The organism is Mycobacterium sp. 050272, from assembly GCF_039023525.1.
Classification (GTDB): domain Bacteria; phylum Actinomycetota; class Actinomycetes; order Mycobacteriales; family Mycobacteriaceae; genus Mycobacterium.
Map to the genome: position 1 here is coordinate 1 of NZ_JBCHKV010000037.1, position 14,191 is coordinate 14,191.

Genomic DNA, 14,191 nt, shown 5'->3' on the forward strand with positions numbered 1-14,191 from the left:
ACCACCACCGGCACCCGCCAACAACTACACTGACTGCTGCTCACAGGTGAGGAATTTCGGCGAGCACACCTGAGGACTTTCGATGAGCGCGATCAGGGTGATCAGCCGAGTTTCATGGTTGGCGATTGATGCTGTCGGACCGTGTCGACGTCGCGTCCCGGCCCGCCAAGGAGCAGCGCTATACGAACATGAATCCCGCTGTTAAATAGGTGCTTTCGGCTCGGCGCTGCGACACGGATAGTCCCCTCATCCTGGCAAGCACGGACAGCAACAGTGCAGACGGCGCTGACGGGCCAGCCGCCACAGGCGTGAGTTGAGGTCGCCGACGAAGCTACGGCCGAGGATTTAGCGAGGCGACGAGCAGGTTGCGCAGCACGCCCTGGTCACCACCGTCTTCAGGCGTGGCGGGTTCAGCAATGAGGCTGAAGTTAATGCGGACAATCCAGCGCGCGAGGGTGTCGGCCGGAAGATCGCGGCGAATCTCGCTGGCGGCGGCGGCAACCTCGAGGCGCCGTACGAGCGCGTCAGCGAGGCTGGCTCTCCACAACTCAGAGCCTTCGGCGGCGTGATAGGCAGCACCGAGGGCTTGGTGGTCGTCAACTAATGATCGCATTATCGGTGAGCTGCGGGCGATGTCGATCCCCCGTAGGCATGCTGCGACGAGCTGAGCCAGGAAGGGTTCGTCAGTCTGCCAGCATTGCTCAACGGCTTGCAGGGTGGCGGCCAGCACTCGCACAAAGGAGGCCGCCAGCAGTGCGTCCTTATTCGGGAAGTGGTAGTACACCGTTGACCGGTGGACACCCGCGCGCCGGGCGATGTCGCCCATCCGAGTACGTACCGGCCCCTTCTCGGCGTAGCAAGCATCGGCTGCGGTCAGCAGCCGTTCGCGCGCCTCGTCCTCGTCCGCACTCGAGTCGGCGCCGCCCGAAATCACACGACGTTCTCTGGGGTGAGCGGCCACAACAGCACACTACGGCGTCCACGGCATACAGTTGGCGCGATAACGACAAGCCTGACTGCCGCTCGGTAGCTGCTTTCGCCCGTGGGGAACGCGGTCTGCGGCGGCTCCCCACAGCGCCGCCGGCCGTCCCAGGTCGGCGACTGCTCACTGACGCAACGTGATCAGCAACAACCGGTACCGGCCAACACCTACCACGTGGCGGTACCAGTGGCGGCTGGCCGGAATCGGTACCCGGCTTGACGATTGACCGGCAGTGGCAGCTCAATCGCACCAGGCAGTCTGCACCGTGCTCAGTTCGCCGCAAGTTAAGCTCCGCTATCACCCGAGCGCCTTCCCCAGGCTAACCGGCAATCAGGACGACGCGGCATACATACCACCGACGTTATATCCGACCAGGTAACCGGGTAGCAACCGTCGAGCAGCAAGTGCGACTTACTGCGGTTCGGTACCTGGCAGATCCCTTGAGATTCTTCAGCAACGCTCGAAAAATGAACTAATGATACAACCCGATATATAGATAGATAATTTGCTGAGGTGAACAAGGCCAGCGCCTTTCGTGCTCACAGGACCGCCGTCGCCCTCGGCGCGGTAAAGCCCGGACGGGCCGCCTGGCTAGCGGCGAGCAGCGATTAATTGCCCGGCCCGCTCGGGGCGATGTTGGCAGTTGTGGAGATGCACTACATAATCACGTTCGGCGCTTCGGAGGAGTCGGGGCCGCACCGACCGATGTCAAGTTCTCGGGCTTGCCGCCGCGCACAAGCGCTGGTCACGGCTTCGGCAGTGCATCGACACGAGCCGACGGCTTCGAGGTCAGTGGCGGACTTGCGACCTGGCGGGCCGCCCAGTCGTGCACCCGGCGCCGCTCAGGACCGGGCTGTTGGGATAGCACTGCGAGGCATACATCACCGCCCATTTGGTCTGATGTACGTCGGCATATCTTTATTGCTTCATTTGTATACGATGCGCGACAAAGACAAGCCGCAGGCGCTTCGAGCAGTTTCGCGAAAGGCGCCGCTTACCAGTCGGTGAATAAATCCGAAATTGTAACGGTAAGAAATGATTCTGCGAACGTCATTGGTTTAATTTTTGTGAATCTCATCGCAGCTAGATGCGCGAAAGCGAGTTGCCTTCAGCAAACAAGTCAGCCGCAGAGCCGTCGCACCGAAACAGGCACTGAACGAGCGACGCGCAGAAAGCCTCTACCCAGTCGGCCACGCGCCACAAAGCGGTATTTACGTGGTCCCGAGGTGGACAGCGCTACCTGGCAGTGTAGAGAGCCAAGGCCACGGGGTCGCCTAGATCGTAGAGATTGCGACATTCACGCCAAAATTGTCGGATCGCACAGCAAACCGGGATAGTTGCACAGGCGTCCACTGAGCTGGATTGTTATGAATGGGCGATTTCTATGTTGCCCTGTCTCAATGTCATGGTGTAGCGTCCCGCTGTGCTGTGGGCCACACCATTAGATGGCAGCGGGTTGTCTTTCCGCTGCGGGGAGGATTTCATCGGTCTAATGTCGGCAGAGATTAGACACCAGTGGGTGCGCTAGTGGTGGAGACGGACACGGAGCCTATTGCGGCCGCCGCCGGCGGGCCGGCGCGGGTCGAGACGTTCCTGGGTACTAGTCCCTGGGCGGCTTCCGCTGGCAAGCCGCTGCGGGAGGTCGGCAGCTTCTTCGCGCTCTCGCTGGAAATCCTGGTGCAGATGGTCCGTCCGCCCTTTGCCTGGCGTGAGTTCATCCATCAGGCTTGGTTCGTGGCTCGAGTGTCGGCCACCCCGGCCGTTTTCTTGGCGATCCCGTTGAACGCGCTCACGGTATTCATCATCAACGTCCTGCTCGTCGAAATCGGCGCTGCCGACGCCTCGGGGTCTGGCGCTGCGCTAGCCGCGATTGTCTACCTCGGCCCGATAACGGCGGTGTTGGTAGTCGCTGGGACCGGCGCGACCGCAATGTGTGCCGACCTGGGCGCTCGCACCATCCGCGAAGAAATCGACGCGATGAAGGTGATGGGAATCAACCCGGCGCAACGACTTCTGGTGCCCAGGGTGCTGGCGTTGGGGCTCAACGGGTTGTTACTGAACGCCATCATTACCATCGTCGGCTTGATAACCGAATATTTCTTCTCGGTGTACTTTCAGCATGTCAATCCCGGCTCTTACGCGGCGAGCCTTACGCTGCTCGTCGGGCTTACCGACATTGTCATAGCCTTCGCCAAGGCGATGCTGTTCGGCCTTGTTGCCGGCTTTATCGCTTGTTACAAGGGCATTACCGTGGGCGGCGGTCCGCAAGGCGTCGGCAACGCGGTGAACGAAACCGTGGTGTACACCTTCATGGCGTTGTTCGTGATCAACGTGGTGCTGACCGCGATTACCGCGAAGGCGACGATGTGACCGCCTTCCCAGCGACCAACAGGCTGCCGCGGCTGACGAACAGCGTGCGTGGTTTTGTCGGCGGATGGAACCGGCTCGGAAGCCAGACCGCGTTCTATGTCAAAGCCCTGGGCTTCATCTGGGACGCAATCATGCGCTATAGGGTCGAGACGCTGCGCTTGATCGCCAACATGAGTCTGGGCGTCGGCGCGTTGGCCATCATTGGCGGCACCGTGGTAATCATCACCACCTTGACGATGTCAACCGGCGGACTCGTCGGCATCCAGCTAAACCGATCGTTGTCCGATGTCGGGGTGCAGGCGTTGAACGGTTTCGCGTCCGCCTACATCAACACGCGTATCACCTCGCCGCTGATCGCCGATATCGGCTTGGCGGCCACAATCGGCGCCGGTGCCACTGCGCAGCTGGGCGCCATGCGGATCAACGAGGAAATCGACGCGCTCGAGGTGATGGGCATCCGCGCGATGACCTACCTGGTATCCACACGTGTGGTGGCGGGTGTAATTGTCGTGGTTCCGCTGTGGTGCATGGCGGCGCTCTCCGGGTTTCTGGCCACGCGCAGCCTTATCATCTTCTTCTACCGCCAGCCTGCCGGCGTGTATGACCACTACTTCCATACCTACCTTCAACCCACCGACCTCATCTGGTCGTTGCTGCAAGTCATCGCCGCCGGAACAACGATCATGCTGGTGCACACGTATTACGGTTTCAACGCCTCGGGCGGGCCGGCCGGCGTCGGTGAGGCGGTCGGTCGTGCGGTGCGTGCCTCACTGGTCGTCGCGGTGGCAGTGACCTTGGCGGTGGCACTGGCCGCCTACGGTGTGACCGGCAACTTCCACCTGTCCGGGTAGCGGCGATGGAGACGACAAAACGGAAATGGCGCGAGGCTGGCCTGCATCCGGCATTGTGGACCTTTATCCTCATCGCCGTCATCACAGCGCTGACTGCGCTAACGATCGGCGCGTTCAAAAGGGACTTCAGGCCCTATGCGCGGGTGACCCTGACATCTGACCGGGCGGGACTGGTCATGGAACCCGGCGCCATAGTGAAGTTGCGCGGCGTCCAGGTTGGCCGGGTTTCGTCGATTCAGCCGGGCGATCCGGTGAAACTGCAACTGGAGCTGTACCCCGAGCAGCTCAAATTCATTCCCGCCAACGTCACCGCCGAAATCACCGCGACTACGGCGTTTGGCGCCAAGTACGTGGACCTGCGTACCCCCGCCAACCCAAGCCCGAAACCGCTGGCGGCGGGCGCGGTGGTGACATCGCGCAACGTGAGCACCGAAGTAAACACGGTATTCGAGAACCTCGTTGGTGTGCTGAATCAGATCGACGTCACCAAACTGAATGCTGTGCTCACGGCGCTCGCCGACGGGTTCCGTGGCAAGGGCGAGACCATCGGGGAGGCCACCACCGACCTCAACCAGGTCCTGATGGCGATCAATCCCCGCAACGAGACCATCCGGGCCGACTACCGCTCCCTCAAAGGGTTCAGCGACACCTACAGCGCCGCCGCACGCGACATCGTGACGGTGCTGGATGCCGCCAGCACGACCAGCACCACGATCACCGACAACGCCAAGCAACTTGACTCACTGCTGCTCACCGTCACCGGGCTTTCCCGCAGCGGCACCAACCTGATCGGCCCGAACAAGGACAACCTTGTCCACGCCATCAATCTGCTGGAGTCCACCACGCGCCTGCTGATGAAGTACAACCCGGAACTGACCTGCATGCTGATCGGCGGGAAAATCGCCCTCGATTTCGGCGCCGTCAGTTCTTCCGGCGGCGCCAATGGATACTCCGAGATACTGGACACCGCTTTGCTGCTGGGCGACGACGTGTACCGCTATCCGGACAATCTGCCGATCAACGACATCAAGGGTGGCCCCGGCGGCCAGCCAGGATGCGGATCGTTGCCCGACGTTGCGAAGAACTTTCCGCAGCGCTACCTGGTCACCGGCTCCGGGTGGGGAACCGGACTAGATATGCGACCCAACCCCGGTATCGGCTTCCCAGGCTACGTCGACTACTTCCCCGTCACCAGAGGGACACCCCAACCGCCCAGCATCCGCCATCCCGGAGACCCGGCACCCGGGCCCGTGCCCTACCCCGGCGCCCCACCCTACGGTGCGCAGCTCTACGCCCCGGACGGAACGCCGCTATATCCCGGCCTGCCGCCGGCGCCTCCGCCGGGCAGTCCACCAGAAACCGGTCCCCCGCCGGCGGGCTCCGAACCGTTCGTGCCCCCGGTGCCGTCCGGAGTGCAAGCAACTTGCGGAGTGCTCAACCAGCAGTGTGTACCGCCGCCGTCTGCCCCTGCACCTTGACGGCCGAACACGCAGGCACCAGAACCCATAGAGGAAGGCAGACATGCGAGAGAATTTGGTAGGTGCCACATGGCGCTTCGCCATCTACTTGGTCGTGTGCCTGGTCGGGGTGTTTGCACTAGTCGCCGTCTTCGGCCAGTTACGCTTCCAGCCGGACAAGACCTATAAGGCCGTGTTCGCGAACGTGTCCGGGCTGGAGGGCGGCAACTTCGTCCGCATCGCCGGTGTCGAGGTTGGCAAGGTCCAAAACATCACTATCCAGCCCGACTCCACTGTGCTCGTCGAGTTCACTGCAGCCGACTCGGTGGTGCTCACCGAGGGCGCCAGGGCCGCCATCCGCTTCGCCGACCTCATCGGGGGCAGATATATGGCACTCGAGGAGGGCTCCGGGGGAGTAAAGAGACTTCATCCGGGCGGGACCATCCCGCTGAGCCGAACCGAGCCGGCGCTGGACCTCGATGCGCTGATCGGTGGCTTCCGGCCCTTGTTCCGCGCGCTGGACCCAGACCAGGTGAACAAGCTGACCGGCCAACTGATCTCGGCCTTCCAGGGGCAGGGCGGCACGATCGGCTCGTTTCTCGCCCAGGCCGCGGCCCTGACCAACACCCTCGCCGACCGGGATCAACTGATCGGTCAAGTCATCACCAACCTGAACACCCTGCTCGGTTCACTCAGCGGCCAGAGCAAACAGTTCGCCAAGGCCGTCGACTCACTATCTGACCTCGTGACAGGCCTTAAAGCCCGCAAGCAGGACATCAGCAACGGGGTCGCCTACGCCAACGCCGCTGCCGGGTCGATCGCCGACCTGCTGGCACACGCCCGCCCGCCGCTGAAAAAGGTTGTCGCTGAGACAGACCGGACCGCCGCAACCGTGCTAGCCGATCGCGATTTCGTCGATAATTACCTCAACACTTGGCCCGACGCGGTCCAACTACTCGACAGGCAAGGCATATACGGAGACTTCTTCAGCTTCTATCTGTGCGACCTCGTACTGAAGGTCAACGGCAAAGGTGGTCAACCGGTGTACGTCAAGCTCGCCGGCCAGTCCACCGGAAGGTGCACGCCGCGATGAAAGCCCTCTCCGAACGCAACCCGTTGATCATCGGCGCCATCGGCATCGGCGTCATCCTTGCCGTCATGTTGCTATCGCTGAACTACGACAAGCTGCCGTTCTTCAACACGGGCAAGAACTACTCGGCATACTTCGCCGAGGCCGGCGGCTTGGTACCCGGCAACGCCGTTCAGGTGTCGGGTCTCCGGGTCGGCCAAGTCTCGAGTGTCGAGCTGGATGGACCGCGGGTGCTGGTCAAGTTCGACGTCGCCGGCAACGTGCGCCTCGGTGACCGCACCGAGGCAGCAATCAAATTGAAGACCCTGCTCGGCACAAAACTCCTTGAGGTCACCCCCCGCGGGGAGGGGCAACTGACCGGCCCGATACCCCTCGACCGGACCACACCGGCCTACCAACTGCCCGACGCGCTGGGCGACCTCACCACAACCATCAGCGGGCTAAACACCGATCAACTGTCCAACTCCTTGGCCGTCCTGGCCAACACCTTCTCGGATACCCCGCCCGATCTGAAGGCTGCGGTGCAGGGGCTGGCGCGGTTCTCCCAGACACTAGACGAACGCGACACCCAGCTGCGAAACCTGTTGAGTAACGCCAATAAAGCGACGAAGGTGCTGGCCGAACGCAGCGACGAAGTCGTCAACCTGGTGGCTAACACCAACGCGCTTCTGGTGCAACTGAAAAGCCAGAGCAGCGCGCTAGACCAGCTCTCCAGCAATCTCTCTGCGGTGGCCCGGCAGGTAAAGGGCTTCATCGCCGAGAACCGCAACACGCTTAAGCCGGCGCTGGACAAGCTCAACGGGGTGTTAGCCGTCGTCGACAACCGCAAAGAACGCGTGCAGAAGGCGCTCGCAGGGCTGAACAAATATGCCTTGGGGCTCGGTGAATCGGTGTCATCGGGGCCGTTTTTCAAAGCCTATCTCGCCAACCTGCTGCCCGGCCAGTTCGTGCAGCCGTTCATCGACGCGGCCTTTTCCGACCTGGGTCTGGATCCGAACGTGCTGCTGCCCACGCAGCGCGCTGACCCGCAGGTCGGCCAGCCGGGAACACCGCCGCTGCCGATGCCGTACCCGCGGACCGGCCAGGGCGGGGAACCGCGCATGACCATCCCCGACGCCATTACCGGCAACCCTGGCGACCATCCGTGCGGTTTGCCCGGCGTGGCGTTGCCCGGCCCTGGCTGCTACCCGTATCGGGAGCCACCACCCGCGCCGCCACCCGGCGGGCCGCCGCCAGGACCGCCCGCGGTGATGCCTTCCGGCCCGGGACAATCCACGCCGCCGCCGGGAAGCACCGCAGTGCCTTCAGGCTCGCCGCAGCCGGGTGAAGGCGGTGGACAGTGAACTCACGTACCGCCAAGATCGGCTTGGCCTTCGCGCTGGTGCTGCTGCTGATCGGCGGCATCGTCACGGTGGTGCGGTCGGCCGGCGGCATCGGCCGCACCACTGTCACCGGATACTTCGCGGACAGCACCGGCCTCTACAGTGGGGACGACGTCGTTATTCTCGGCGTGCGCGTCGGCAAGGTCGAGAAAATCGAACCACAGCCCGGCCGCGTCAAGGTCACCTTTTGGTACGCCGACAAATACAAGGTGCCCGTCGACGCCAAAGCAGTGATCCTGTCGCCGTCCCTGGTGACGCCGCGATCCATTCAGTTGACGCCTGCCTACACGGGCGGGCCGGTGATGACCGAGGGTACGGTGATTCCGCAGGACCGCACCGCGATTCCGGTGGAATACGACGACTTGCGCCAGCAGCTGGAGAAGCTGACCCAGACACTGCAGCCGACCAAACAAGGCGGAACCAGCACTTTGGGGCAGTTCATCGACACCGCAGCCGACAACTTGCGCGGTCAGGGCCCAGACATCCGTGACACCATCATCAAGCTGTCACAGGCGATTTCGGCGCTCGGCGACCACAGCGACGACCTGTTCACCACTGTCAAGAATGTGTCGATCCTGGTGTCCGCGCTGCATGACAGCAGCGACCTGCTGCGGCAACTGAACCAGAACCTGGCCGCGGTGACGAACCTGTTGGCCAACGATCCCAACGAGGTCGGAAACGCGGTACGCAATCTCAACGAGGTGGCCGACGACGTGCGAGACTTCGTGGCCGATAATCGAGAGTCGCTGGGTACCACCTCGGACAAGTTGGCGTCGGTGTCACAGGCGCTGCATGACAGCCTCGATGACGTCAAACAACTTCTGCACGTTGCCCCGACAACGTTCCAAAACTTCCTGAACATCTACCAACCCGCGCAGGCCACGTTGAGCGGCATGTTGGCGTTGAACAACTTCGCCAACCCGATCCAGTTCCTGTGCAGTGCGGTGCAGGCGGCATCGCGTCGGGGCGCCAAAGATTCAGCGAAACTCTGTGTGCAGTATCTGGCGCCGATCATCAAGAACCGTCAGTACAACTTCCCTCCGCTGGGCCAGAATCTTTTCGTTGGAACCTCGGCGCGCCCCAACGAAATTACCTACAGCGAGGACTGGCTGCGGCCCGACTATGTTCCCCCGCGGCCAGCAGCGCCCGCCCCCGCCGACCCGCCACCGCCGGCAAACACCCCACCGGCGGCCACAACCTCGCCTATGCCGGCGGAGGCGCCACCGCCGGCGGTCGCCGAACCGGTGCAGACCAATCCAGCTGACGGCCTGCGCGGAATGATGGTGCCGCCCGGAGGTGGACAGTGAGCCGGTCACGACGCTTGTCGCGCGCAGCCATGGGACTGGTGGCGGCGCTTGCTGTGGCAGCGCTGTCCGGCTGCGGGTTCCGCGGCGCGAACTCGTTCCCGTTGCCGGGAACGAAGGGAGGTGGCCCAGGTTCGTACACCATCCAAGCGCAGATGACCGATGTGCAAAATCTGGAACGGAATTCTCGGGTTCGGGTCAATGATGTCACCGTCGGCAACGTGACCGACATCGAGCTTCAGGGCTGGCATGCGCTGGTCACCATGAAGGTCAACGGTGACGTGGACCTGCCGGCCAACGCAACGGCCACGATCGGCCAGACCAGCCTGCTGGGTTCGGTGCACGTCGAACTGGCGCCGCCCACCGGGGTCCCGTCCGAAGGCAAGCTCAAAAACGGGTCACTGATCCCGCTGTCGTCAGCCGCCGCCTACCCGTCAACCGAACGGACGCTGGCCGCGCTTTCGCTGCTGCTCAACGGCGGTGGCCTAGGCCAGATCCAGGACATCACCAAGGCCTTGAGCACCGCCTTCACCGGCCGCGAGGACGACCTGAGAAGCCTGCTCGGACAGCTCGACAAGTTCGTCGGCTACCTCAACGACCAAAAAGAGGACATCATCGCCGCAACGGACAGCCTGAACAACCTGGTTGGTCAATTCGCCGACCAGAAGCCGGTGATCGACAAGGCGTTGAAGACCATCCCGGACGCGCTGGCCGTGCTGAAAGACGAGCGGGAAACCATCGCCGACGCGCTGGGTGAGGTGAGCAAATTCGGCGCACTTGCCGCTGACTCGGTTAACAAGACCAAGGAAAACCTGGTCAAGGAGCTGAACGACCTCGGCCCGGTGCTGCAGTCGCTGGCCGATGCCGGACCCGCGCTCACCCGCTCGCTGGATTTCTTCGGAACCTTCCCGTTCCCCACGAGCACACTCAGCAAATGGATACGCGGCGACTATGCGAACCTGACCGCCGTCATCGACCTGACGCTGAGCCGGCTCGACTCGTCATTTTTCACCGGCACCCGGTTCGAGTGCAATCTGACCGAGCTGGAGCTGCAGTGGGGCCGCACCATCGGCCAGATGCCCAGCCCGTGCATGGCTGGCGGCCCATACAACCCCGGCAACCCGCTGGTTGTCCCCTACCACTTCGACCAGGGACGCTGACATCGTGCTGACTAGGCGTATCAAAATCCAGCTGCTGGTTTTCGCGGTTGTCAGCCTGATCGCGGGCACCATCATGTTCTTCAACTACATGCAGGTCCCGACCGTCTTCTTCGGGGTCGACCGCTACACGGTCACAGTGCAGCTGCCCCAGGCCGGCGGCCTGTATTCAGGCGGCAACGTCACCTACCGAGGAGTTGAGGTGGGTCGGGTGCGGGACGTGCGATTAACCAGTAGTGGCGCCGAGGCGGTGCTTCAGCTGGATTCTGATGTTCACATCCCAGCCGATCTCAGCGCCCAGGTGCACAGCGTGTCGGCGGTCGGCGAGCAATATGTCGAGCTGCTGCCGCGCACCGGGAAAGGGCCGTCGCTGAAAAACGGCGATGTGATCCCCGTGGACCGCACCTATGTTCCGCCGGACATCAACTCGCTGCTGGGGGCGACCAATCGCGGCCTGACGGCGATCCCACGCGAAAACCTCAAAACGGTGGTCGACGACTCCTATATCGCCGTCGGCGGGCTTGGTCCGGAACTGTCCCGGCTGGTCAAAGGAACGACCAATCTGGCGATCGGCGCCCGCAAGAACCTGGACGCGCTCGTCGCCGTGATCGACCAGTCCAAGCCGGTGCTCGACAGCCAGGTCCAGTCATCGGATGCGGTGCGGGCGTGGGCCGCCAACCTGGGGACCATCACGTCGCAGCTTCGCGACAACGACTCGTCGCTCGCGGGCCTGCTTCACACGGGCGGCCCAGCGGCTGCCGAGGCCCGGCAGTTGTTCGACCGGCTGAACCCCACGTTGCCGATCGTGCTGGCCAATCTTGTCAGCGTCGGGCAGGTGGGGGTCACCTACCGAGACAACCTGGAAGCTCTCCTGGTGGAGTTACCGCAGGGGGTGGCCGACGTCCAAGCGAGCGGGATGGCCAATAGGAACACCAAACAGGGTTACCTGGGTGCCTACCTCAGCTTCAACCTGAACCTCAACTGGCCGCCGCCATGCACCACGGGGTTCCTGCCAGTCCAGCAGCAGCGGGCCGCCAGCTACGAGGACTCCCCGGACCCGCCTAAAGGCGACCTATACTGCCGGGTGCCGCAAGACTCGATGCTCAACGTGCGCGGCGCGCGCAATCTGCCGTGTGAGACCCGTCCCGGCAAGCGCGCGCCGACCGTGAAGATGTGCGAAAGCGACCAGACCTACGTTCCCCTGAACGACGGCTTCAACTGGAAGGGTGATCCAAACGCGACGTATACCGGTCAGGGTGTCCCGCAGTTCAGGCCAGGAGAGGAGCCGCCCGGGCAGGCCCCACCACCGTCGCCGCCGGGTCCTCCACCACTCCCGATTGCGGCCGTCCAATATGACCCGGCGACCGGCATGTACGTGGGACCAGACGGGCGTATGTACACCCAAGCGAACCTGGCCCACGGGGCTACGAAGGAGCAAACATGGCAGAGCATGCTGACGCCTCCCAAGAGGAACTGAGCGAGACTGACCTGGCAGAAGCACCCCCCGCATCGGCCGGGCACACCGGCGAGGGTTCGTCGGAATCGCCCAGCCAGGTCACCTCGAACGAGAAGAGCGCCCAGGCGGCACCCGCCTCGGAGCAGGCGGCGGAAGGTCTGGCCGATGAGGCCGACGATTACGACGCCGCGGTTGATGACGAAGTCGACGATGCCTCGGAAGACGCGGTGCCGGTCAAGAAGCGGATGTCGCCGGTAGGGCTGGCAACGGTGTTGGGGTTGGTCACAGTTGTCTCCTTGGGGGCGCTGGCCGGTTGGTTCGGTTTCCGGATCTATCAGTCACACCAGGCCCAAGAGCAGCGCGAGCTGTTGGTTCGGGTCGCGAGGCAAGGAGCGCTGAACCTGACGACGGTCGACTGGCAGCACGCCGATGCCGACATACAGCGCATTCTGGACTCGGCGACAGGCACTTTCTACGACGACTTCTCCAATCGATCTAAGCCCTTCATCGACGTCGTCAAGAAGGCGCAGTCGAAGTCGGTAGGAACAATCACCGAGGCGGGTTTGGAGTCCCGATCGGGCAACGAAGCCCAAGTGCTGGTCGCCGTGTCCGTTAAGACGTCGAACCTCGGTGCGGCAGAGCAGGATCCGCGACATTGGCGAATGCGAATCTCGGTGCAAAAGGTCGGCAATGACACGAAAATCTCCAAAGTCGAGTTTGTGCCATGAGCAAGACGCAGGCCGGCAAGCACCGACCACCGATACGCCAGACCAGAAAAGGAATCATCTCAGTGAGGGTTGAAACCGATTCCGTGACCGATCAGAACGGAGCCGAGATCGCCGAGCAGACAATTGACCAGGCCGCAAGCGCAACAGACGAACCTCAGGCGACCGGTGACGCCCACGACACCAGCGAAACAAAAGACGTTCCTGAGTCAGGGGAAGCGTCTTCCGAGGATGAGGACACCGAAGCCGAGGACGCGAAAGACGTTAAGTTCCCGGCACGTAAGCGCAGAATTAAATGGTCCCGGGTGTTGGTGTTTGGGGTGCTGCCTGCCCTAGCGTTGCTGATCGCGGCGGCCGTCGGCTTCCTGAAGTGGCAAGACGCGCGGATCCACAGCTCTGGGGCCGCCAGCATCGAGTCGGTCGCAGCGGCCAAGGAATCTACGGTTGCGCTACTGTCCTACCAGCCTGATTCCGTCGAGAAAGACCTGGGGTCCGCCCGCAACCGGTTGACCGGCACCTTCAAGGACTCCTATACGCAACTAGTCCACGACGTCGTGATCCCAGGCGCCAAGAAGGACCACGTCTCGGCGATCGCCACCGTTCCCGCCGCGGCGTCGGTGTCGGCGACTCCAAACCACGCGGTCGCCCTGGTGTTCGTCAACCAGACTGTGACCGTTGGTAACGATGCGCCCACGGACACCGCATCCACTGTCCGGGTGACTTTGGACAAAAGCGGCGACCGCTGGCTGATCTCCGCGTTCGACCCAGTCTAAGGCTGGGATGGCATAGGCGGATATCTCAGCGTGGCCCTCACAGGGGCATCGACTGTGTCGATCATCCCTGGAAGTGTCCCGTGCAACAGCGGTTTCGGGCCGGGACCCGATTTCACGGGCGGCGCGTAGGCTCAGTCCATGATGTCGCGTACTTTGGTCTTCTCGCAGTCCATATCAAGCACGCGGCCTTTTCGGTGCGCGGCGGCACGCTCAAGGAGGGCGACATAATTGTCGCCTGGTCAAATCTCTTTGACCTTCGTGGCGATCGTCCCATCGGTCAGCACCGCCAGCTGCATGGCGTGTTCGAGGATCGCCTGCTTGCCGCGGTACACACCAGATCGCTCGCTGTTGTCGACTTCGTCCCACACCGAATCGGTGTATGCGTCGAACGCGGCGAGATCGCCTGTGACATAGGCCTGGTAGAGCGCATCAAACCTGCGCATTGGCGCTCGCGTCCATATATTTGCTCCCATTCGCGGCGTTGTTATGGATCGGGCAGCCGTGCGTCGACGCGAGCCCAGAGGAAGTGCACGGCGACCCGTTCGGCGAGGGGGTCTGCTGCACGGATAGGTGACATCTGAGTTGGCTTGCCCCGCTGGGGCCGGCTGGAAGGATGTTCCCGTGCCCAAGCCCTACCCCAGAGA

The 14,191-nt window shown here is 62.9% G+C and carries 12 protein-coding genes; 10 read left to right on the forward strand and 2 right to left on the reverse strand.

Features of this window, described 5'->3' with window-relative positions:
• Window positions 1-331: 331 nt before the first annotated feature.
• Window positions 332-961 carry a TetR/AcrR family transcriptional regulator gene (locus AAHS21_RS31205; protein ID WP_342931179.1) on the reverse strand — a complete coding sequence of 210 codons (630 nt, stop codon included), beginning with the start codon at window positions 959-961 and terminating at the stop codon, window positions 332-334.
• 1,614 nt (window positions 962-2,575) lie between these two features.
• Between AAHS21_RS31205 and AAHS21_RS31210 the strand changes: the two genes are divergently transcribed.
• The 10 genes from AAHS21_RS31210 (at window position 2,576) to AAHS21_RS31255 (ending at window position 13,547) form a co-directional block, all read left to right on the forward strand.
• Entirely contained in the window at window positions 2,576-3,352 is a 777-nt protein-coding gene (locus tag AAHS21_RS31210; protein WP_090423354.1) for an ABC transporter permease, read from the forward strand.
• Entirely contained in the window at window positions 3,349-4,203 is an 855-nt protein-coding gene (locus tag AAHS21_RS31215; RefSeq protein WP_342931180.1) for an ABC transporter permease, read from the forward strand. The genes AAHS21_RS31210 and AAHS21_RS31215 overlap by 4 nt, the downstream gene beginning before the upstream one ends.
• Window positions 4,204-4,208: 5 nt before the next feature.
• Window positions 4,209-5,681, forward strand: a complete 1,473-nt coding sequence (locus AAHS21_RS31220; protein ID WP_342931181.1) for an MCE family protein — start codon at window positions 4,209-4,211, stop codon at window positions 5,679-5,681.
• 43 nt (window positions 5,682-5,724) lie between these two features.
• Window positions 5,725-6,753, forward strand: a complete 1,029-nt coding sequence (locus AAHS21_RS31225; protein WP_342931182.1) for an MCE family protein — start codon at window positions 5,725-5,727, stop codon at window positions 6,751-6,753.
• Window positions 6,750-8,093 carry an MCE family protein gene (locus AAHS21_RS31230; protein WP_342931183.1) on the forward strand — a complete coding sequence of 448 codons (1,344 nt, stop codon included), beginning with the start codon at window positions 6,750-6,752 and terminating at the stop codon, window positions 8,091-8,093. The genes AAHS21_RS31225 and AAHS21_RS31230 overlap by 4 nt, the downstream gene beginning before the upstream one ends.
• Complete coding sequence (locus AAHS21_RS31235; RefSeq protein ID WP_342931184.1) at window positions 8,090-9,439, forward strand: virulence factor Mce family protein; 1,350 nt, start codon at window positions 8,090-8,092, stop codon at window positions 9,437-9,439. The genes AAHS21_RS31230 and AAHS21_RS31235 overlap by 4 nt, the downstream gene beginning before the upstream one ends.
• Before the next feature lie 29 nt (window positions 9,440-9,468).
• Window positions 9,469-10,596 carry a virulence factor Mce family protein gene (locus AAHS21_RS31240; protein WP_342931188.1) on the forward strand — a complete coding sequence of 376 codons (1,128 nt, stop codon included), beginning with the start codon at window positions 9,469-9,471 and terminating at the stop codon, window positions 10,594-10,596.
• A 1-nt stretch (window position 10,597) separates the two neighbouring features.
• Window positions 10,598-12,070: an MlaD family protein gene (locus AAHS21_RS31245; RefSeq protein ID WP_342931189.1), complete on the forward strand. Its 1,473-nt coding sequence runs from the start codon at window positions 10,598-10,600 to the stop codon at window positions 12,068-12,070.
• The gene (locus tag AAHS21_RS31250; RefSeq protein ID WP_342931185.1) at window positions 12,034-12,777 is read left to right on the forward strand and encodes an Mce protein; all 744 of its coding nucleotides are present in this window, start codon (window positions 12,034-12,036) and stop codon (window positions 12,775-12,777) included. Before AAHS21_RS31245 ends, AAHS21_RS31250 begins: the two co-directional genes overlap by 37 nt.
• Before the next feature lie 62 nt (window positions 12,778-12,839).
• Entirely contained in the window at window positions 12,840-13,547 is a 708-nt protein-coding gene (locus AAHS21_RS31255) for a hypothetical protein (protein ID WP_342931186.1), read from the forward strand.
• A 239-nt stretch (window positions 13,548-13,786) separates the two neighbouring features.
• Here AAHS21_RS31255 and AAHS21_RS31260 read toward each other — a convergent pair whose 3' ends face one another.
• Entirely contained in the window at window positions 13,787-13,990 is a 204-nt protein-coding gene (locus AAHS21_RS31260; protein ID WP_342931187.1) for a hypothetical protein, read from the reverse strand.
• Window positions 13,991-14,191 lie beyond the last annotated feature (201 nt).

Coding starts and splice junctions, on each gene's coding strand:
- AAHS21_RS31220 (WP_342931181.1), top strand. CDS start 4,209: ATGGAGACGACAAAACGGAAATGGCGCGAGGCTGGCCTGCATCCGGCA.
- AAHS21_RS31225 (WP_342931182.1), top strand. CDS start 5,725: ATGCGAGAGAATTTGGTAGGTGCCACATGGCGCTTCGCCATCTACTTG.
- AAHS21_RS31230 (WP_342931183.1), top strand. CDS start 6,750: ATGAAAGCCCTCTCCGAACGCAACCCGTTGATCATCGGCGCCATCGGC.
- AAHS21_RS31240 (WP_342931188.1), top strand. CDS start 9,469: ATGGGACTGGTGGCGGCGCTTGCTGTGGCAGCGCTGTCCGGCTGCGGG.
- AAHS21_RS31250 (WP_342931185.1), top strand. CDS start 12,034: ATGGCAGAGCATGCTGACGCCTCCCAAGAGGAACTGAGCGAGACTGAC.
- AAHS21_RS31260 (WP_342931187.1), bottom strand. CDS start 13,990: ATGCGCAGGTTTGATGCGCTCTACCAGGCCTATGTCACAGGCGATCTC.